Below are 20,316 nucleotides of genomic sequence, written 5' to 3'. Positions count from 1 at the left end.
ACAATAAAGCCCTTCAGTAACACTGAAGGACTCTGTATAATGATAATTTAATTTTAAATGCTTAGCTTTAACTTATATTAAAGCCTAGAATTTACCTTTTTTAAATGCTAAACCGATACCACCGATTTTGAATACGGCACGTGTATCAATTACTTTTTTCATGAATGCTGCTTTTTTACCAGCGATTGGTTTACCAAATACCATACCAACGCCATCATGTGAACCTAAAGAACATACAGTTCCACGATCAACGTATACAAATTCTTCAGTTGACTCACCATTTAAGATGCGTTTAATATTTTTAGCAACGTTTTCACCTTGTTGCATAGCAATTTGTGCTGTAGTTGGTAATGGACGTTCTTCACCAGCAGGGATAAACGCTGAACAGTCACCAATAACAAAGATATCATCGTAACCTTTGATTGTTAAATCTTGGTTCGTAACGATACGTCCACGTTTAACACCTTCAAATGATTCTTCCATTAATTTACTACCACGTACACCAGCTGCCCATACTGAAGTACCTGCGTGTAATTGTTGTTTTTCACCGTCAACTTCTACTACAAAACCTTTTTCGTTACAAGCAACGATTGGTGTAGCGATTTTGAATTCAACACCACGGTCTTCTAAATAGCTAACAGCGTGATTTACTAATTCTTCTGAGAACATAGGTAACATTTTAGGCGCTGCTTCAACACAAGTAATTTTAACTTTGTTTTGATCTACACCATATTTGCTACATAATTCAGGAATTCTGTCTGTTAATTCACCTAAGAATTCAACACCAGTGAATCCTGCTCCACCTACTAAGATAGATAAGTCATTATCATCTTTTTCTTTTGAAGCTGCATAGTTTGCAAATTTGTCTTCGATATGACGTGATAATTCACGTGCAGTGATAACATTTTCGATTTGGAAAGCATGTTCTTTCATACCTTCAATACCAAATGTTTCGCTAATGAAACCTAATGCTACTACTAAAATATCAAAGTCATAAATACCTTGATTTGTTTCTACTTTCTTAGCATCACGGTCAATTTTTGTTACTTCTGCTTGAACAAAGTTTACTTTATCTTTCTTCAAGACGCTTTCCACAGGATATAATACATCTTCATAGTTTAGTGTACCTGCTGATGCTTCATGTAACCATGTCGCTTCATAGTGATATTCATTTTTATTGATAAGCGTAATTTCTGCTTCTTCTGAAGATATCGCTTTTTGCAATTTAGTTACAGTTTGTAAACCTGCGTAACCAGCACCAAGTACAAGTACCTTTTTACGATCTTGAGCCATTTAATTCACCTAAGCTTTCATATTTTTTTAACCAAATGCTGATAAATGTTAGTAACAACTGGTCATTACTTTCTTTACCACAATGTATACTAGTTTATCATCATTTTGTTATTTAAGTCTTTTAAATTATGTAAAAACCTGTGATGTTCACAAAAAAGACATTTTTAATCCAATACTAATTCTATAGCTTTTAAGTCATATTTTCAAGCGAGATTCAATCAGATTGTGAAAAAATTAATTTATTTTGCTGTACAAAGATTTTGAATACGGATGTAACCGTTAACACTGAAAATATTACATTGGACTATGCTCTAATGACATTGTTTTAAAAGTATTCATATAGACTAAATAAAGCAGTAACATAAATCGCTAAAAAACAGCAATAAGATATTTTCTAATTGAAAATTATCTAACTGCTGTTCTCTATTGATATAATACTTCGTATTGAATGGCTTCGCTATGCCCGTCTGGCACATAATTGTAAAATTCTATAAATAGAATTTTTGATGACGGGTCCCTTCCTAGGGTGCCGTCTCAGCCACCCCAACCGACACATTGTTGTAAGCTGACTATATGTCAGCTTCTGTGTTGGGGCCCCTGTCTTCGACTGGCACTGCTCCCTCAGGAGTCTCGCCATTAATACTACGTATTAACATGTAATTTTACTTTTAAATACTTTAAAAAAATAAGACACTTTGCCAAACTTACACTACCAATAGAAACTCCTGTCAGAATACCTCAAAATGATATTACGTGATATGTTACTGAAGTTGTTGAAACCCTTCTTGTATGCATACAATCAATCTTTATTTTATAATCGTAAAATAAAGAAATTACTTCATGACACTATTAGAATGATGTATCTAGTTCAAGATCAAACATCTTTATATGAAACTATTAATCTTTTTAGAGTGAACCCTAATATTAATTCGTTAATAAAAAAATAGTTTTAAAAGAAATTTAGTTTTGAAATAAACAACCTTCGATTTGTCCTGGAGACTAGAGCTACTTTAAATAATATTAAATGTATTAGAAAATTCTGAAGTAAATCAATTAAGATGACTACAAACCTGCCTTTAAGATTTGTAATTTTATTAACTCAGGTTTATTATCTTAAAATTAATTAATCTAATGTTTATACTTCATTTACTTGCCAATCACCACTTTTACGTTGAAGTGATACAAGATGATGATATAAATGCTTATTTGCCATCAGTTGCTCATGTTTACCTTTTTCTTCTATTTTCCCTTCTTTAAGTACTACGATTTGATCACAATGTTCAATCGTTTTAAGACGGTGTGCAATTACTATGACCGTTTTATTTTTAATTAACTCGCTAATGGCATTTTGAATCAAAATTTCATTTTCAGGATCAAGTGATGCAGTCGCTTCATCTAGCAACACGATTGGTGCTTGCTTTAAGAAAGCTCTAGCAATAGATAAACGTTGACGTTCACCTCCAGAAAGAGTTTGTCCATTCTCACCAATAACTGTGTCAAAGCCTTCTGGTAACTGTTTAATAAAGGTCGTACAGTTTGCCATTGCAGCAGCTTGATAAACTTCTTCATCCGTTGCATTACTATTACCAATCTTTATGTTATTAAATACTGTATCATTAAAAAGAATGACATCTTGAAATACAATGGAGTAATAAGACAATAATTTTTCTGGATGAATTTCATTAATATTATGACCATCAATCAAAATTTCTCCGCTATGGATATCCCAAAAGCGCGCTGACAATTTGGCCAATGTACTCTTACCACAACCAGATGGACCTACTAAAGCTGTGATTTCACCTTGCTTTGCAGTAAAAGAAACATCATGTATAACTTCTTCATCGTTATAACCAAAAGCAACATTTCGGAACTCGATATCAAATTGTGTTAATTCAATATTTGAAGAACCACCTTGTTCTTCAATCTTAAAGATATTTTTAATACGATTTGCACTTACAAGTGAATAAATAAATTCACCTATTTTGTATAATGAATTCGTTAATGGATCATAAATACGTACTGCTACAAAGATAAATAGTATAAACCCAAGTACTGTTAACTGCTGTTGTTCTAAAAGATAAGTTCCAAGTAGTACAACGATACCTAAACCAATTCTTAAAATGTTATAAGAGATAGAGATAAAGATTCCTACTAAGACTTCATATAAAATTGCCCATGGAATTACAGATTTAATTGTATGTATTAATTTTTGAATATATTGTTCTTTTTGACTAGAAGATTTAATCACTTTAATATTCTCAAAGAATTCTTGCAAATCTTCAGATATATTTAGTTTAAGTTGCCTATTTTTCCTATTAGTCGGTGTTGTAACAAATTTCGAAAGTATAATAAAAAGTAATGAAATAGGCATACATAGAAAGAGTGCTAAAGCCATCTGCCAATTATAAAATGCCAATATCACTGTAATAAAGACACTAGAAAGAATACTGGATACTAAGTTTGCAAAATCACTCGTTAACTGTTTCTCTATAACAGAAACATCATCCATCAGAGTACTTGTAAAATCACTTAAATCTTTTTCTCCTAGATATGAAAGTGGCAATTTCCGAAACTTCTCGGCCATTCTCAAACGCATTTTCGCTGATTCTGTCCCAGAATTAATATACATTTGCTTGTACGTTACTAAATAAATGCCAAAGATTATGACTAATAGGATAATACAAGCAATCAAGTACCCCCAAAGTAAAATAGGTTCTTCCTGTGACTCTTGAATGTGTTTAATCATATCCTCAGCCAACATGACTAACAAAATAATAGGAAACACAACTGAGACTTGATGTAATGTTGTTAAAAACGTCGTTTTATATAAATCTTTCTTACCTTGTTGAGTTAATGAAAATAATTGCTGAATAATCATTCTGTCACTCCTATCTTCCAGCTCACACTTTCTTGATAATTTTGATACATCTTAGCATAGATGCCATCTAGCGCAATCAGCTCATCATGTTTCCCTCTTTCTACAAGAGACCCAGCATCCATTACTAATATTTGATCCGCATGAGTAATTGTAGATAATCGATGCGCAATCATTAATACCGTCTTATCTTTCATTACTGAATTTAATGCTTTTTGGATTTTATATTCATTTTCTGCATCACTAAAAGCTGTAGCTTCATCTAATAATACAATTGGAGCATTTTTTAGTATTGCGCGAGCAATTGCAATTCGTTGTATTTCTCCACCTGAAAGATATACACCTTTCGTTCCAAATACTGTCTCTAAACCTTGAGGCATTTTGTTTACAATTTCACGACACTGTGCTTGGTCTACTGCACGTTCTACCTCTTCAATACTTGCATCAGGTCTATAAAATCTAATATTTTCAAGTAAACTCATCTTAAATAATTTTGTTTCTTGAAATACATAACTAATATTTGACATTAAATCATCATATTCTAAATCACGTACATCTATACCACCAATGGTTAAATTCCCTTTGTCTATATCATAAAATCGTGTAATCAAATTAAAAATTGTTGATTTTCCACTTCCAGAGGGACCAACTATAGCCGTAACAGAGTTCGAAGGACTTTTAAATGTTAATTCACGAATGGCAGGATTAGTCATACTTTCATAGGTAAATGTTACATTCTCAAATTTTACATCGTAGTTTTCATATATTTTCAGGCTATTACATGTATCTAAAGGTTGAGCTTTATAGATAGTTGATTCTAAATTATCCATTGCATTAAAAATTATCATCGCTTTATATGAACTTTCCATAATTCTCATTAACATAAATGCGACTAAAGGTGTGAATATTGCAAAGAATATATAACTTAATAACATATCAACTTGATTGTCTTTATAATTAAAGAAGATAATTGCAGCTGGAATTAAGAATGCAAATATCCCATAAACACAAACAATATAACCACTCATCGCATTTTTCATTGAAAGTGCGTATTTTATAGTAAAATCTCGATAATTCTCGATAGCCTTGTTAAAGACTTTAAATGAAAATACCGTTTGTCCAAATACTTTAATAACCGAAATACCTCGAACATATTCCACAACATCATTACCCATACTAGTAGATGCCGCTTGATATTGTTCTAAGAATTTTTCACTCTCTCCCCCCATCATAAAACGTAACAACATAAATCCGATGATTACCGGTATGAGGCAAATAAGTGACAATCTCCAATCAAATATAAATATTAGAACTAAAAATGCAATAGGCGTCGTAAGCGCCTGTGCCATATCAGGCACTTGATGAGCGATGTAATGTTCAACTTCTTCTGTATTTTTTTCTACAAGTTTTCTCAATTTACCAGTTTGATGCTTTTGAAAATAACCTAAAGGTAATGCTTTCATGTGATAAATAAGTTGAATTCTATACTTCGCTACCGTGTTAAAAGCAACTATATGTGACAATAAAAGTGCTAAACCATATAACGCAAAAGCTACAGAAACATATAATACTGCATTCCAACCATACCTCGTCATTTTGTCAAAAACTAACTTTGTTAATCCATTTTTTGTAGTCAACATTTCCTTCACCACATAATACACTTTCATGTAAGCGCCAAGACTTAGCACACTTGAAGCGATTGATATTACGATAGAAGCATAAAATAGATAAACATAATTTCCCATAATTTTTGTAAGTTTAATTAGATTTTTATTCTTCATAGTCTCTAGTATGTAACTTAGTTGATAAATTACACTTTCTCCTTTCATGTTATTTGATAAGTATATGAAACTGTTACTCCTTTAAGAATATGTATTGTTTCACATTTCCATTTCATATCATTTACTAAATGAATATAAATTCTACGATGTTATTATATTTCTGTTCAAAAAGTAAATTCTAACCACAAAAATACATGACCATTTCTTTTTAAAAATTAAATTCTTTATTCAATGGTTTTACCAAGAATATAGTTTTTTTCTAAAATTTTAGTACTAACTATATTTCATATGAACCATATTTATCTTCTTCCTTATGAACGAAATAAAATAGTAGATTTATCAAATTAAGTATAGTTATCTATCAAACATTTTTTCACTAAAATATTCACCAAGTGTCATTTGTTATTATTTTTAAAATCTTACAATCCAATGATACCTTAATTGATAATCATTATCAACGTTCTTCTATGTAAAAAAATATGAATTAAAAATAATTTAAAATTAAACTCTAAATAATCATATATTATGAACATAAAAATAGATTATGACTCTACAACATTAAGTTCTTAGTCAATAAAAAAACTAATTTCTATTAATTACTTGATAGAAATTAGCTTTTTTAGATCTATTTTATTATGTATAGCTCTTTGAGCTACTATTTTATTATATTAAATCTTATTATTATAACTCCAAGTTTTCGTTTAACTTTATTTATCTCTCGAACTGACATTCAATAGATACCTAAAACTGACTTCGTAAATTCAAAAACAGATTCTACATTATTATTAATGCTTAATTTACATTTTCCCATAAAAAAACGCACCACATAAAGTCAGATATTATATCTAACTTTTGTGGTGCACATTACAATTAATAGAAATGGGCTTTTTAATATATATGTCCCAAACTATCGTTTATATTCATGTATGATATCCTTTGTAAGTACATGATGTATATCGCTTGTCTTAATAATTAGCAATTTTCTGGGTTACCCGCTACTTTTGCTGTTCTAAATGAACTTCCACATCCACAAGAAGCAATTGCGTTTGGATTGTCGATTTGGAAGCCACCGCCCATTAATGATTGTTTAAAATCAATTGTTGTACCATTTAGTACAGGAGCGTCCTTCTTATCTACAAGTACTTTTAAACCAAAGTACTCTAAAACTTCATCATTTTCACCTGGTGCTTCTTCAGCACCCATACCGTATGTTAATCCAGTACAACCGCCACCATTAACTTTAATCTTCAAATATCCGTTTGGCATATCATTTGCTTTTAACATATCTTTTACTTCATAAGCAGCAGCTTCTGTTAATATAACTGTTGGCATGTTAATTCCTCCTTAAAAAATCCATGTTTCTTTTATATGCGCATAAATGTTTTGTAGTAATTCTTCAGGCGAATCACCTTCAACAATATCACCATTCACTAAAGCGTACAACCCGGCTGAACATATACCACAATGTGTTAGACATCCATATTCTAACACGTCAACATCTGGGTCGTTTTCAAGCTGATTAAAAACATAATCTCCACCTTTAGCCATGTTAGAGATACAAAATTCTACAATCGGATTCATACTTCACCTTCTTATTTCATTTGTTTCAATATTATAGCATTTTACTACACCTAATTTAACATGATGTGCTCAATTAATTTGATTGTTTCATCTTAACTTTAATTTTTAAACTTAGCTTACAGGATTATGTACAAATATATATTTGTAGTCATTTTCAAAAAAATATATAATAAGTATATAAATACATATTTACTTTTTTTAGGGGTTGATGATAAATCAAAGGCTTTCATAACTATGTTATTGCACTATGTATGAATTTCTTCCTTGATTTAATCACATTAAAGTAAATATTAACATATAAAAGGGGTACTTCATTATGAAAAATTTAGTTTTGCTAGGCGGCGGATATGGTAATATGCGTATTATGTCACGTATTTTAACATCATCTTTACCACAAAATTATACAGTTACATTAGTTGATAGAATGCCATTTCACGGATTAAAACCTGAATTTTATGCATTAGCTGCTGGTACGAAATCCGATAAAGATGTTCGTATGAAATTCCCTAATCACCCACAAGTGAACACGGTTTATGGTGAAATTAACGACATTGATTTGGATGCTCAAATTGTCTCAGTTGGTAATTCTAAAATCGATTATGATGAATTAATCATTGGTTTAGGATGTGAAGATAAATATCATAATGTTCCTGGAGCTGAAGAATATACACATAGTATTCAAACATTATCAAAGGCTCGTGATACATTTCATAGTATTAGTGAGTTACCTGAAGGTGCTAAAGTTGGTATCGTTGGTGCGGGGTTAAGTGGTATCGAACTTGCAAGTGAGTTGCGAGAAAGTCGTTCTGATTTGGAAATTTACCTTTATGATCGTGGACCAAGAATTTTAAGAAATTTTCCAGAAAAATTAAGTAAGTACGTTGCAAAATGGTTTGCTAAAAATAATGTAACCGTTGTGCCGAATTCAAATATTAATAAAGTTGAACCGGGTAAAATTTACAATTGTGATGAACCAAAAGATATTGATTTGGTTGTGTGGACTGCAGGTATTCAACCTGTCGAAGTTGTTCGTAACTTACCAATTGATATTAATAGTAATGGTCGTGTTATCGTCAATCAATACCACCAAGTTCCTACATATCGAAATGTTTATGTTGTGGGTGACTGTGCAGACTTACCACATGCACCTAGCGCACAATTAGCTGAAGTACAAGGCGATCAAATTGCCGATGTTCTTAAGAAACAATGGCAAAATGAACCATTGCCTGATAAAATGCCAGAATTAAAAGTACAAGGTATCGTTGGTTCATTAGGAGATAAACAAGGCTTCGCATACATTATGGATCGTACTGTTACAGGTCGACTTGCTTCAATCTTAAAGTCTGGCGTGCTTTGGTTATATAAATATCATAATGGTTAAAATATACAATTCATTAAAAATGCAATGTCAGCTTTTCTATTCCGACATTGCATTTTTATTTTGCGTATATTATTAATTTGTAAAATGACTTTCTATAAATCTTGTAATTTGCTTTGTTTGAATATAACCATCCGCAACATATTCATCGTTCATTGTAATTAATGGATAAAATAGCTCATCCTGCTCTATTCTTTCAATAAATTGTAAATCGTGATCAGTTAAATTATCGGTATTTTTATTAATATCGATATACGTGTATTTAAATGTTATATTAGGATACTTTCTTTTTAGTAATGGTTGTAACCAATCGTATATATCTTTCGACGTTGGTGCATTCACACAACTTGCACATATAACATCAGCCCCATAAACTACCACACTAACGTGCTCCATTTATTTATCCCCCATTGGTTTGATAGATTTTTAATTCACTATCTATTATAATATACTAATAAAGATTATCAAATTCATCTCTCGAAAGGAGACTTGCCTGATGCCTACTGAAGATACAACAATGTTTGATCAAGTAGCAGAAGTTATCGAACGTCTTCGTCCATTTTTATTACGTGATGGTGGCGACTGCTCATTGATTGACGTAGAAGATGGTATTGTTAAATTACAATTACATGGAGCATGTGGTACATGCCCAAGTTCTACTATTACACTTAAAGCTGGAATTGAACGCGCATTACACGAAGAAGTGCCTGGAGTAATTGAAGTAGAACAAGTATTCTAATATAGAGATAACACTTTAAAGAAACATATTATGAATATCAATAAAGACAGGAATAACGATTTGTTCAGAATCAGTTATTTCCTGTCTTTCTTTTTGCGTTACAAAATATGAGCTAACTAATAATTATGTAGAATGTATATACTTCTGCTTTTTCGTTCTATTTTAAATAAGGAGGTTGACGCATAGAGTTTTTGTGCTCTGGGAAACCGATTAACGGCGTCCCAAAAGCAGGATTTTCAGCAGAAACTTTCACGATTTGATGATTTTTAGATGTAAAAATAGCACATACACTCTAGACGGATTAATAATCTATCATCGAGTTATGTGCTATTTGTATTTTATTCTTTTGGTTTGTCTACTTCAGGTTGTGGTTCACCTTTCATATGTTTCGCAATTTGCTCATCCATATAAACCCAACCTTTCCAACCAATGTGTACTGCATCACTGATAACATATTTTTCATAATCTTTATCAGTCATATCGTAAATCTTACCACCATTATCTACTACAGTAGAATGGATTTTTTTGTAAACTGCTTGACGACGTTCTTGGTCAATGCCGATATGATCATACCAAACACCATTTGATGGGATACTTACATATTGAACATCTGCACCAGCAGCACGCATTGTTTTTACTAATAATTCTAGATCTTGGAATTCTGGAGAATTAACATTAAACTCATAGTCACGTCTAACTTTACGTTTACTTTCTTGAATTAATTTCCAGTATTGATCTCTAATACCAAATTTATTTGTAGTAGTATCAGCTTTACCAATTTCTACTGCTTTTTGTTTCATCTCATCCCATGAAGCATCTGGCTTTGTAGCAGGTTTGACATGTTCTAATGGAGATTTATCCATTGCAAACAATGACTTAATTGCTTCAATTTTAATCAATTGATTTTCTTTAAAAGCAGAGATGTAATTATCTTTAGTTTCTTGTGGGTCTTTGGCATAAGACTTCAAGTAACCTTTATTGTGAACATGCGGGAATTGTAATAAACGTTGTGCATAACGTTGTTTTAATTCAGTAGGCATATTCTTCTGCTGGAACATTTGATTAATTTGAGTTTGAGACATACGAGCATCAAAGTTTTGATTTGTTAAACCATGGTTTGTAAACCATTGTGGTGAAATAATAAATGTTAATTTCTTACCTTTTAATTTATCATACTGTGATGCAAGCTCAACTGCATTAATTAAATCCGTTGAACCACCGGCACCTAATAAAAATGCTTTCTTGTTCGAGTTGTGTTTATTTAATGCAATTGCAGGATTAAATGGGTCATCTTTACCTAATTCACTAGAGCCGTATATAGGATAATACTTATTTGATTCATATAACTTATTTTGAATGAGTGTGCCTTTTAGTACTTGATCTGTCAATGAAGTTCTATTATCATCTACAGTTTTTTCAGTTACTAAACCTGTAAACCATCTTGCTGGCAATAATAGAAAGACAATGAATACTGCTCCACTAATTAAAATGGGTAAAAAAGGTTTTAATTTCATCGTAACTCTTCTAATGCTTCAACGATTTTATTTGGTGTTGCCCACTCATCTCTATCAAAGTCCATAATAGATACTTCGATATCAAGTTTATTTTGAATCTCTAATAATAATCCAACTGTTTGGAAAGAATCAATAATACCTTCTTCAAAGATTTCTACGTCTGGATTTTCTTTTACAATATCATTTTCTGCTACTTCTGCTAATAAATTTAATACTTGTTCTCTAAATTCCATAATTAATTTCTCCTTTTTTATATAAGTTTACCTGAGAAGATTAAAAAGCCAAATGTTATAAAATGGAATGTAATCACAATGCTAAGCGCGTTTGTGAAACCATTTTGCCAACGTGGCGGATGTTTCTTGCGCCAACGTTCATAAAAGCCATAACCTATAAATAATGCTGCATGGTATAAACCATAGACAATGTAATACACTTCAATACCATGCCAAATTCCCATTATGAAGAAGTTGATTAAAAATGCCACATTAGACATTGCGAATTGACTCTTCAATAATTTCTTACGAGACATGTAGAATAAAGATCTCATGTAAATACAATCTCTGAACCAGAATGATAATGTCATATGCCATCTATTCCAGAAATCTTTAATATTTTTAGCTTTGAAAGGTTTATCAAAGTTTGGTGGTGTCTTAATACCGAATAAATAACTAAAAGCAATTGCAAATAAACTGTAACCTGCAAAGTCAAAGAATAAATATAAGCTGTATGCATACATATATAGCCACATATGTGTGAAACCATGCAAGTCTAATTGTAATGGCATAATTGCATAAGTGTTGATAAAGTAAGCAATAATATATTTATACAAGAAACCAAGCATAATCATATGGATTGCTTTAAGTACTAATTCACGGTATTCATTACCAGTTGGTACCTTTTTATCATCTTTAACAAAACGTTTGTAACGATCGATAGGCCCTGATGAAATCGTCGGGAAGAATGAAATGAATTGAATCAATTTCCATACTTTGATTTCTTTAATAGAACCATCACGGATTTCCATAATAAGTTGCACACTTTTGAAAGTAACATATGAAATACCAAGGAATCCTACGAATTCGATTAATTTACTTTCATGGAAGTGAATTTCATGTCCACCTAACCATGTGCTTTGTAATACTTTAACTAATGCTAATGGCAATATTGATAAAACCATTACAATAACAAATTTTGAAAATGAGTTATTTTTCGGTCTTGAATGATAATAAAACATGATTAACAATACTTGCCATACAATGTAAATAATGAAACTAATTAATTGAACACTTAAATACTTTTGATCAAACAGATTATGTTTATCTGAAGAAAAGATTAACACAATCATAAATGCTGTCACTAAACCATTATAAATGTAACTTCGCTTACCTAAAAATCCAAGTATAATGACTGGTAATAGTGCAATTAAAGCAATTAAGAAGAATGTAAAATCGCCATATGGAATCATCCGTTGATTACCTCTGCAATTTTCTTACGATCAATTTTACCATTTGAAGTTAATGGTAATTGTTCCATCCATTCAAATTTTCTAGGAATCATATACTCTGGTAAGCGTGATTTTAAATCATGTTTAATATTTTTAGTCATTTCTAAGTTATCAGTAACTTCAGTTGTTGGTACAATTGCTCCGATTAAGTGAATCACTTTATCATTTTTGTATATAGGTACAACAATTGCTTCTTTTACAAACTCAGATTGACGTAATTGTGTTTCAATTTCTTCTAATTCCATTCTGTAACCATTTAATTTGATTTGGAAATCAATACGTCCTTGAATGAACCATTGCCCGTTTTCAAATTTAGCTTTATCACCTGTATGGTATGTACGAATACCATTATCAAAGTTGAATACTTCAGCTGTTTTTTGATCATTTTTTAAGTAACCTAAACTTACGCTTTGACCTTCAATAACAAGTTCACCTTCATCAGTTGTAGATAATCTTGCACCCGGACGTTCTACCCCTACTGGTAATGTCGGATATTGGTCTAAAACTTCTTGTGTAATTTGAATACTTGTCACTGCAACTGTTGCTTCAGTTGGACCATAAGTGTTGTAAATCGTAGCACTTGGGAAACGACTTACTAACGCTTTTGCAGCTCTGTGAGGTAAAATTTCGCCACAGAAGAAGAATTCATTTAAACTTCCATACTGTTCTTCATTAAGTGTAGGTAACAATAAGCACATTTCCATAAATGATGGTGTTGAAACCCATATATTAATCGGTGTTGCAGACAACATTTCATTTAATAATTTAGGTTTATTAATCATGTTTTTATCTACAAGGTTTAATGTACCTCCAGAAGCTAAACATGGATAAATAGCCATTACAGATAAATCAAATGAAAATGGCGCTTGGTTTAGCCATTGTTGTTCATTACCAGATTTATTAAGTTCTAACATCCAGTCAGTAAATTGAACTAAACTTGCATATTCAATTTGAACGCCTTTTGGTTCACCAGTTGAACCGGACGTAAAGATAGTATATACAGTATCGTTATCTTTAATTTGGCTATCAAAAATTACTGGGTCTTGTGATGTTTTAATATCTTCTATTGTAAATACTTCACCTACTACGCTATCGAATGATTCATCTGTTGTATTAAATACGAATTCAGGTTGTACCTTTTCAATAATCATTTTAATACGGTCTTCAGGAATTGATGTATCAACTGGTACATAACCACATCCTGCTTTAATAGCACCAATCATCCCAACAATCATATATGGTGACATGTGACCGAATAAAATCATCGGCTTCTTACTACCTTGTAATCGATGTGCTAATTTACTAGACTCATCCATTAACTGTTGATAAGTTAATTCATCCGTTGTGTGTCTTACTGCAATGCTTTCAGGATTTGCATCCGTAAATGACTGCAGTTTATTAATAATATCTGTCATATTAAGTCTCCCTCATTAGAACTCATTATAAATGAAGTTATTGTGTGTATCGCCACTGCCATAGATTAAATATAAAGTAATAAATATTGCTAAGTACAATATTGTTAATAAATATGGTTTAAATGCTTCTACATATTTATTAGGTGGCTGTTTACTTTTAGATTTCATAATGCACCTCTTAAAGTTCTTAATAAAAACGTTTTTATAAAGTTCAACAATATAAAATACGTTTAATAATTTGTTTTTTACAATTCATTATATCGATATTCATAATGAAATTCAATTTTAAATTTATAGGTTCAACAAAGTATATGGTTGTTATCAGTCAATAATTGTAAAACGTAAACTTTGTTGAGAACATCATTCATTTTAAAGGTTATTTAAACATTAGACAATTACAGTCTATATAACAATTTTGTTATATGTGTCACAAATTTAAAACTCACCATCTACACAAGCTAGTTATATGGTGAGTTTATTGTTTTCGTTGTTGATTTTGGTGGGATTATTCTCACCATAATTTTCAATTTTAAAATGGTAATATGCCGGATTTGTAACAATTAATCACAAGGGCATAAAGTTAAATTACATCGTTAGCGATTCAATTTTAAACGAGCGTTGCCATGAACATAATCATAGTTTGAATATTTATTAACGCAACATTGATTTTTATCATCACATATAATAAGAATGCAACATTTATTAGTTGAAACGCAATCAATACTTTTTAATTAATTGGTGTTCGTGGTGATAAATGATTTAGTACCGCTTTAATGTTATCAATGCATAATTGAACCATATTATCACGTGTCATCACAGATGCACTTCCAATGTGTGGTGTAATGATGACATTATCACGACCCATTAATGGATGCAAATGGTCAATAGGTTCGGTTGCTAATACATCTAAACCACAAGCTAATATTTCTTTATTGTCTAATGCTTCTATTAAAGCAGTTTCATCAACAATCAAACCTCTACCAATGTTAATAAATATTGCATCGTTTTTCATTTGCTTAAACGCATCTGCATTAAATTTATATTTAGTTTCTTTTGTTAGCGGTGCCGTACATATTATAAAATCACTATCTGCTAACAATTTTTCAAAAGAAACATATGTTGCGTCATATTGCATCTCGGCATCTTTATTTCTAGAACGGTTATGATATAGGATATTCGTATTAAATCCTTTTAACCTTCTAGCAAAAGCTTTTCCAATATCGCCCATTCCAAAAATACCAACAGTTGAATTATAAACATCTTTACCTGACAACAAATAAGGTCCCCAGCTTTTCCATGCATTTCTTTCGATATACTTTTCAGCTTCCACTATGCGTCTTGCTGTAGCAAGCATTAACGTAAACCCTAATTCTGCTGTTGTTTCAGTTAATACATCAGGCGTATTTGTAACAATAACATCGTGTGCTGTTGCGCTCTCAACATCAATGTTGTCATATCCCACAGCCATATTTGCAATAACTTTTAACTTAGGTGCATTGGCTAAAGTTTGTGCGCTAATTTGTTCACTTAATGTAATGAAGCAAGCATCTGCATCAAGTAGAGCTGTTTCAAATTGTTGTTGTGGCATGGGCACTAAAGATTCTTGCCACATTTCAACGTCACCTAATTCACATAATTGTTGATAGAATTTATCCGGTATCTTTCTAGAAACAACAATTTTAACCAAATTCACTCACCTACTTTGTAACATGATTTTGAATTATTTTTCTAACTCCGCAATTGTTTCATTTAAATCTTTAAATGAATATGTTGGTGGTACATTTTTATTTTGTACATCTTCTAAAGAAGACACACCTGTTTGTACATGAATCGTATCCATCCCAACATTAATACCTGACATAATATCTGTATCATATAAATCTCCAACCATAGCTACTTCTGATTTATCTAATCCCAGAATCTCTAAAGCTTTAATCATAATAATTGGTTCTGGCTTACCAATAAACTGCGGTTGAATTCCAGTTGATACACTTACAACGCTAGTTATCGCCCCATTACCAGGTAATAGACCACGCTCTTTAGGAATTGATACATCAGGATTTGTAGAAATAAATGTTGCACCATTTCTTACACCTAACGTTGCAATTGCTAACTTTTCATATGTTACTTTTTCATCAAGACCAATGACTACATAATCAACATGTTCATCGTCTTTAATTTCAAGTCCTGCCTCTGTTAAAGCAGTATTCAATCCACTTCCACCTAACATGTAAACTGATGCACCTGGTGATTGTTCCGAAATATATTCAGCAGTTGCCAGTGCTGACGTTACAACTTCTTCAGGTTTTGCGTCAATATTCATTTCACGCAATTTTTCAGTTACTTGTTCTGGAGTTTTCGTTGAATTATTAGTTACGTATAAATGCGGGATATCTTTCTCATTTAAATAATCAATGAATTGTTTTGCACCATCAATTTCATCTGTTCCCATATACATTGTTCCATCTAAGTCGATTAAATAAGCTTTATATTGTTTCATTATTAATTTTCTCCTTTGCCAAAAGCTGTTACTGGTACATTTTCTTGTTGCAAAAATGTAGTTACTTCTGAAATGAATTGTTTATAGTAAGGCAATGCTTCGTCAAACATTGGCACTATCGTCGCAATATTTAACGTAGTGTAGTCATAAGTAAATTGTTTACGGATATCTACCGTTTTATTAATCGCTTGTTGCGTTTCTTTAGTGATAACATTTTCTAATTCTAAAATATCTATTACGTCTTTATAATTTCCAGGATCTCTTAAAATAAACGCGTCAATGATCATGTTACCAATATCTACTGATGATTCAATTAACATTTGAGCAATGCGTTCAAATGCATATTGATTATTTTTACTCTCCTGATAATCATCAGTTAATGTTTGTAAATAGGTTAATTTCTGAGTTAGTTTATCTTTGTCTACAAAATACATTCCTTGTCACCTCTTAGCTCTATATTATCATAATTTTGCAGTATACTTCATTTGTCGTTATACTAACTTTACTACTTTTAAAAGGAGCCGCTACAAAATGATAGATATGTATTTATATGATGATAATGAAGAAAGTCAAGTTCAATTTGTCGGTTTTGTCGGCGAACATAGTCGATATGATTTAATGCTAGTTCATACAAACAGACATTACGGCAAAACACTTGTACTTAATATGCAGACGAATAAATTTGGAATCATTGGTACTGATGATTTGAATGAAGAAGGATATATCGCACATATTTTAGGTGTAAGTCAAGATGAAGGCGAAGAAATTACTGAATATTTAAACGAGGTTATACATTAAAAATTAAAAACCCCTAACTAGATTAAAAGAACATATCATCATGGATTGCTCCATTTGTTCAATCTAGTTAAGGGTTTTATTAATGCTCAGCATCTTGAATGGTTGGTTTAATTTTTACATCTTGAAGTTTATTTTCTTCATCTATAACATCTGGTTGATCATATTCTTCGATTAACTTTTTAACTTCTTGTTTTGATAAATGTCTCAATACAAAATAAGGACAGCCAAAGTTACAATACTCAAATATATAATCTTGAATATTTGAAAAACGTTTACTCATCTCAGCTTTCTTATTTGAATCTTTATAAAAACCTTTTAACCTCAATTGATCATAGCCATAATCACCAACGATATAATCATATTTATCTAAGATATCAGAATATCGAGCGATAAATTGTTCTTCATTAAAGCATTCTCGATAATTTTCAATTAATTCAAAGTAATGTTGATCTACTTTTATCAAATTCTTCACCTATCTATGACAATGAAAGGCTCAGTTTATACTCTATGTGTTACATAAAAATAGAAAACACTTCTTATAACACGTTCGATATGTACAAACTAAGCCTTTATGTCTTATTAATGGTTAAATATTAACTATTTAACTGTGCCTCACCTTGGCGTTGCTTTTCTTTAGCCGCTTCATTTACTTGTTCATCTGCATGATATGAACTACGTACTAAAGGACCAGCTTGGCAATGTTTAAATCCTTTATCCATTGCCACTTTTCTTAATTTACCAAACTCTAAAGGCGTATAATATTTTTGAACTTTTAAATGCTTACGTGATGGTTGTAGATATTGTCCAATTGTTAAAATATCAACATCATTCGCACGTAAATCATCCATAGTTTCATAAATTTCTTCTATAGTTTCACCTAATCCAACCATAATACTTGATTTCGTTGGGATATCTGGTTGTAATTCTTTAGAGCGACGTAAAAACTCTAATGTTCTATCGTAAGTCGCACGTGCACGCACTCTTGGTGTTAATCGACGAACAGTTTCAATATTATGGTTTAAAATGTCGGGTCTGGATGCCATTAATGTTTCTAATGCATCGTAGTCTCCACCCATATCTGACGGTAAAATTTCAATCGTAGTAAATGGATTTCTTTCTCTAACTTTACGTACTGTCTCAGCATAAACATTAGAACCAGCATCTCTTAAGTCATCACGTGCAACAGCAGTAATAACAACATGTTTCAAGTTCATTAATTCAACTGATTCAGCTACACGTTCAGGCTCATTTAAATCAAGTTCATTAGGTAAACCTGTCTTAACCGCACAAAAACGACAAGCTCTTGTACAAACGGCACCTAAAATCATAAATGTCGCAGTACGACGTGCGCCCCAACATTCGTGAATATTAGGACACTTAGCTTCTTCACATACAGTGTTAAGATTCTTTTCCCTCATCATCTTCTTAAGTCCTGTATAGTTTTCGTTGGTATTTAATTTTATCTTTAACCAATCCGGTTTACGTAATATTTCCTCGTTTTTTGTCGCCATAACAACACATACCCTCCTGTTAAGTGTATCTTTAAACATTATATCGAAATTCATGACAAATGAAAATCTAATAATCTTACTTTTTAATATTCCAATAACTTTTCTTTAAAAATATCTCTTAAAAACTCTGGCATTAAATACTCTTTAGGTAATTCTTTTAATGAAGGGAAATAACGGCCAAATGTGTACATATCGATTGTACCTAAAACATAAAGTTGGTCATCTTCAATTTCTTGTCCATTTATATAAAACTTCCCTGTAGATTGAATATACCCTAAATTATAAAGTATATAGCCACCAAATATATTGCCTCTAAATCCTAAACCTTGCGCATGTTCATACATATATTCTTGTTTATTACTTTTCTCAATAATCTCTTTTAATTTTAAACCTGAAAGTCTAACTCTCACCATATTAATCGGATGCGGTAACATTTGATGAATGTCATAGTCTGTCACTAAATCTTTTTCAATATCTTTAACAAGTAAACCAGCATTGATAATTGCACATTGCGCATGCGTATACTCGCAAACACTTTGTGCTAGTAAATATCCAGCCTCAGTTATATGATTCAATCCTCGCTTTAATACAACTGGATGTTCAATGACAGGTGTTGACATTAAAGCTTTTCCTTCTTCATCAAATGATATTGTAACTTGAGGTAAATTCTCTAAAGGAATGATTGTTGCAGATTTGCTAACAACTTTATTTTCCTCAATGGTTAAATTAACTTCTCCAATATAATTTCCATATTTTCCAGCAGCTGCCATAAGTACCCCATTATTCATTTCACCATGTTCAAAATAATGGTGGGTATGACTACCAAATATTACATCAATCTCAGGCAATTCTTGACATAAAGTCTCATCAAAGAAAATCCCACAATGACTTAATATAATTAACACATCATATTTGTCCCGTTGATGTTCAACTTCTTCTTTTATTGCTTCTAAAGGATCCGTTACAATCCAATTTAGCGCGCGATAAAATGGTGTGAACGGTGCTGTTGCTGCGACGAATAAAATTTTTGTGCCTTCTATATCTTTAATATATGAAGAAACAATATTATTAGGTAAATGTCCTGATTCATCAATCACATTACTACATGTCACTTTAAAACGAGCATCATCATATAAATGATTCAACGCTTCATGAGAAATAGTCATACCTTCATTGTTACCAATAGTAGCCACATCACAATGTGCTTCATTTAATAACGACACATTCTTTTTTCCTAAAGTAGCTTCAGTTATAGGTGCAGATAAATCTACATGATCGCCTAAATCAACATATAAAGAAGGATGGTTAAGTCGTGGCCTATGTTCTGCCATATATGCTTTAATACGCTCATATTCATGCAGATGACTATGAATATCGTTAGTATGATAAATTGTTAACTGCATGTTGATGTCCTCCTTTTAAAAATG

General features: G+C 31.5%; 21 protein-coding genes and 1 pseudogene. 4 read left to right on the top strand and 18 right to left on the bottom strand.

What is annotated here, in order from left to right:
• Nucleotides 1-84: 84 nt before the first annotated feature.
• A complete protein-coding gene (locus ML436_04610; GenBank protein UMT79018.1) occupies nt 85-1,293 on the bottom strand; it encodes an NAD(P)/FAD-dependent oxidoreductase in 1,209 nt (402 codons plus the stop codon).
• 685 nt (nt 1,294-1,978) lie between these two features.
• Here ML436_04610 and ML436_04605 point away from each other — a divergent pair.
• Nucleotides 1,979-2,234 (top strand): annotated as a pseudogene (locus tag ML436_04605) (IS5/IS1182 family transposase).
• Nucleotides 2,235-2,428: 194 nt separating this feature from the next.
• Here ML436_04605 and ML436_04600 read toward each other — a convergent pair.
• The 4 genes from ML436_04600 to ML436_04585 all read right to left on the bottom strand — a co-directional run bounded on the left by ML436_04600 (nt 2,429) and on the right by ML436_04585 (nt 7,530).
• Nucleotides 2,429-4,171, bottom strand: a complete 1,743-nt coding sequence (locus ML436_04600) for an ABC transporter ATP-binding protein/permease (GenBank protein UMT79017.1) — start codon at nt 4,169-4,171, stop codon at nt 2,429-2,431.
• Complete coding sequence (locus tag ML436_04595) at nt 4,168-5,913, bottom strand: ABC transporter ATP-binding protein/permease (protein ID UMT79486.1); 1,746 nt, start codon at nt 5,911-5,913, stop codon at nt 4,168-4,170. Before ML436_04595 ends, ML436_04600 begins: the two co-directional genes overlap by 4 nt.
• A 1,008-nt stretch (nt 5,914-6,921) precedes the next feature.
• Nucleotides 6,922-7,281 carry an iron-sulfur cluster assembly accessory protein gene (locus ML436_04590; GenBank protein UMT79016.1) on the bottom strand — a complete coding sequence of 120 codons (360 nt, stop codon included), beginning with the start codon at nt 7,279-7,281 and terminating at the stop codon, nt 6,922-6,924.
• A 12-nt stretch (nt 7,282-7,293) separates the two neighbouring features.
• A complete protein-coding gene (locus ML436_04585) occupies nt 7,294-7,530 on the bottom strand; it encodes a YuzB family protein (protein ID UMT79015.1) in 237 nt (78 codons plus the stop codon).
• 316 nt (nt 7,531-7,846) lie between these two features.
• Here ML436_04585 and ML436_04580 point away from each other — a divergent pair, with 316 nt between their 5' ends.
• Nucleotides 7,847-8,911 (top strand): NAD(P)/FAD-dependent oxidoreductase, encoded by a 1,065-nt coding sequence (locus tag ML436_04580; GenBank protein ID UMT79014.1) that lies wholly within the window; start codon nt 7,847-7,849, stop codon nt 8,909-8,911.
• 72 nt (nt 8,912-8,983) lie between these two features.
• Here the strand turns inward: ML436_04580 and ML436_04575 are convergent, their stop codons facing one another.
• Entirely contained in the window at nt 8,984-9,304 is a 321-nt protein-coding gene (locus ML436_04575; GenBank protein UMT79013.1) for a YuzD family protein, read from the bottom strand.
• Nucleotides 9,305-9,404: 100 nt separating this feature from the next.
• Here ML436_04575 and ML436_04570 point away from each other — a divergent pair, with 100 nt between their 5' ends.
• Nucleotides 9,405-9,647: a NifU family protein gene (locus tag ML436_04570; GenBank protein ID UMT79012.1), complete on the top strand. Its 243-nt coding sequence runs from the start codon at nt 9,405-9,407 to the stop codon at nt 9,645-9,647.
• Nucleotides 9,648-9,985: 338 nt separating this feature from the next.
• Here the strand turns inward: ML436_04570 and dltD are convergent, their stop codons facing one another.
• From dltD to ML436_04525, 9 genes are all read right to left on the bottom strand, one after another.
• Nucleotides 9,986-11,161: a D-alanyl-lipoteichoic acid biosynthesis protein DltD gene (dltD, locus tag ML436_04565; protein UMT79011.1), complete on the bottom strand. Its 1,176-nt coding sequence runs from the start codon at nt 11,159-11,161 to the stop codon at nt 9,986-9,988.
• Nucleotides 11,158-11,394 (bottom strand): D-alanine--poly(phosphoribitol) ligase subunit 2, encoded by a 237-nt coding sequence (dltC, locus tag ML436_04560; protein UMT79010.1) that lies wholly within the window; start codon nt 11,392-11,394, stop codon nt 11,158-11,160. Before dltC ends, dltD begins: the two co-directional genes overlap by 4 nt.
• 17 nt (nt 11,395-11,411) lie before the next feature.
• On the bottom strand, nt 11,412-12,626 hold the full coding sequence (gene dltB / locus ML436_04555) for a PG:teichoic acid D-alanyltransferase DltB (protein ID UMT79009.1): 1,215 nt from the start codon (nt 12,624-12,626) through the stop codon (nt 11,412-11,414).
• Nucleotides 12,623-14,080 carry a D-alanine--poly(phosphoribitol) ligase subunit DltA gene (dltA, locus tag ML436_04550; protein ID UMT79008.1) on the bottom strand — a complete coding sequence of 486 codons (1,458 nt, stop codon included), beginning with the start codon at nt 14,078-14,080 and terminating at the stop codon, nt 12,623-12,625. The genes dltB and dltA overlap by 4 nt, the downstream gene beginning before the upstream one ends.
• 15 nt (nt 14,081-14,095) lie before the next feature.
• Nucleotides 14,096-14,248, bottom strand: a complete 153-nt coding sequence (locus ML436_04545; GenBank protein ID UMT79007.1) for a teichoic acid D-Ala incorporation-associated protein DltX — start codon at nt 14,246-14,248, stop codon at nt 14,096-14,098.
• Nucleotides 14,249-14,291: 43 nt separating this feature from the next.
• Nucleotides 14,292-14,405 (bottom strand): hypothetical protein, encoded by a 114-nt coding sequence (locus ML436_04540; protein ID UMT79485.1) that lies wholly within the window; start codon nt 14,403-14,405, stop codon nt 14,292-14,294.
• Between the two features lie 402 nt (nt 14,406-14,807).
• On the bottom strand, nt 14,808-15,767 hold the full coding sequence (locus ML436_04535) for a D-glycerate dehydrogenase (protein ID UMT79006.1): 960 nt from the start codon (nt 15,765-15,767) through the stop codon (nt 14,808-14,810).
• Between the two features lie 33 nt (nt 15,768-15,800).
• Nucleotides 15,801-16,580, bottom strand: a complete 780-nt coding sequence (locus ML436_04530; protein UMT79005.1) for a TIGR01457 family HAD-type hydrolase — start codon at nt 16,578-16,580, stop codon at nt 15,801-15,803.
• 2 nt (nt 16,581-16,582) lie between these two features.
• On the bottom strand, nt 16,583-17,014 hold the full coding sequence (locus ML436_04525) for a DUF86 domain-containing protein (protein ID UMT79004.1): 432 nt from the start codon (nt 17,012-17,014) through the stop codon (nt 16,583-16,585).
• A 97-nt stretch (nt 17,015-17,111) separates the two neighbouring features.
• Between ML436_04525 and ML436_04520 the strand changes: the two genes are divergently transcribed.
• Entirely contained in the window at nt 17,112-17,378 is a 267-nt protein-coding gene (locus ML436_04520) for a DUF3055 domain-containing protein (protein ID UMT79003.1), read from the top strand.
• Between the two features lie 79 nt (nt 17,379-17,457).
• On the opposite strand, the gene ML436_04515 is transcribed toward ML436_04520, so the two are convergent.
• The 3 genes from ML436_04515 to ML436_04505 all read right to left on the bottom strand — a co-directional run bounded on the left by ML436_04515 (nt 17,458) and on the right by ML436_04505 (nt 20,292).
• Nucleotides 17,458-17,841: a YutD family protein gene (locus ML436_04515; protein UMT79002.1), complete on the bottom strand. Its 384-nt coding sequence runs from the start codon at nt 17,839-17,841 to the stop codon at nt 17,458-17,460.
• Between the two features lie 130 nt (nt 17,842-17,971).
• Nucleotides 17,972-18,889: a lipoyl synthase gene (lipA, locus tag ML436_04510; protein UMT79001.1), complete on the bottom strand. Its 918-nt coding sequence runs from the start codon at nt 18,887-18,889 to the stop codon at nt 17,972-17,974.
• Between the two features lie 83 nt (nt 18,890-18,972).
• A complete protein-coding gene (locus ML436_04505; GenBank protein UMT79000.1) occupies nt 18,973-20,292 on the bottom strand; it encodes a bifunctional metallophosphatase/5'-nucleotidase in 1,320 nt (439 codons plus the stop codon).
• Between the last annotated feature and the right edge of the window lie 24 nt (nt 20,293-20,316).

Source organism: Staphylococcus roterodami (genome assembly GCA_022493055.1).
GTDB classification, from domain to species: Bacteria; Bacillota; Bacilli; order Staphylococcales; family Staphylococcaceae; genus Staphylococcus; species Staphylococcus singaporensis.
The sequence above is the reverse complement of the archived record's forward strand: the minus strand, read 5'-3'. Positions and strand labels throughout refer to the sequence as shown.

Coding starts and splice junctions, on each gene's coding strand:
- ML436_04610 (UMT79018.1), bottom strand. CDS start 1,293: ATGGCTCAAGATCGTAAAAAGGTACTTGTACTTGGTGCTGGTTACGCA.
- ML436_04600 (UMT79017.1), bottom strand. CDS start 4,171: ATGATTATTCAGCAATTATTTTCATTAACTCAACAAGGTAAGAAAGAT.
- ML436_04595 (UMT79486.1), bottom strand. CDS start 5,913: ATGGGAAATTATGTTTATCTATTTTATGCTTCTATCGTAATATCAATC.
- ML436_04590 (UMT79016.1), bottom strand. CDS start 7,281: ATGCCAACAGTTATATTAACAGAAGCTGCTGCTTATGAAGTAAAAGAT.
- ML436_04585 (UMT79015.1), bottom strand. CDS start 7,530: ATGAATCCGATTGTAGAATTTTGTATCTCTAACATGGCTAAAGGTGGA.
- ML436_04580 (UMT79014.1), top strand. CDS start 7,847: ATGAAAAATTTAGTTTTGCTAGGCGGCGGATATGGTAATATGCGTATT.
- ML436_04575 (UMT79013.1), bottom strand. CDS start 9,304: ATGGAGCACGTTAGTGTGGTAGTTTATGGGGCTGATGTTATATGTGCA.
- ML436_04570 (UMT79012.1), top strand. CDS start 9,405: ATGCCTACTGAAGATACAACAATGTTTGATCAAGTAGCAGAAGTTATC.
- dltD (UMT79011.1), bottom strand. CDS start 11,161: ATGAAATTAAAACCTTTTTTACCCATTTTAATTAGTGGAGCAGTATTC.
- dltC (UMT79010.1), bottom strand. CDS start 11,394: ATGGAATTTAGAGAACAAGTATTAAATTTATTAGCAGAAGTAGCAGAA.
- dltB (UMT79009.1), bottom strand. CDS start 12,626: ATGATTCCATATGGCGATTTTACATTCTTCTTAATTGCTTTAATTGCA.
- dltA (UMT79008.1), bottom strand. CDS start 14,080: ATGACAGATATTATTAATAAACTGCAGTCATTTACGGATGCAAATCCT.
- ML436_04545 (UMT79007.1), bottom strand. CDS start 14,248: ATGAAATCTAAAAGTAAACAGCCACCTAATAAATATGTAGAAGCATTT.
- ML436_04530 (UMT79005.1), bottom strand. CDS start 16,580: ATGAAACAATATAAAGCTTATTTAATCGACTTAGATGGAACAATGTAT.
- ML436_04525 (UMT79004.1), bottom strand. CDS start 17,014: ATGTATTTTGTAGACAAAGATAAACTAACTCAGAAATTAACCTATTTA.
- ML436_04520 (UMT79003.1), top strand. CDS start 17,112: ATGATAGATATGTATTTATATGATGATAATGAAGAAAGTCAAGTTCAA.
- lipA (UMT79001.1), bottom strand. CDS start 18,889: ATGGCGACAAAAAACGAGGAAATATTACGTAAACCGGATTGGTTAAAG.
- ML436_04505 (UMT79000.1), bottom strand. CDS start 20,292: ATGCAGTTAACAATTTATCATACTAACGATATTCATAGTCATCTGCAT.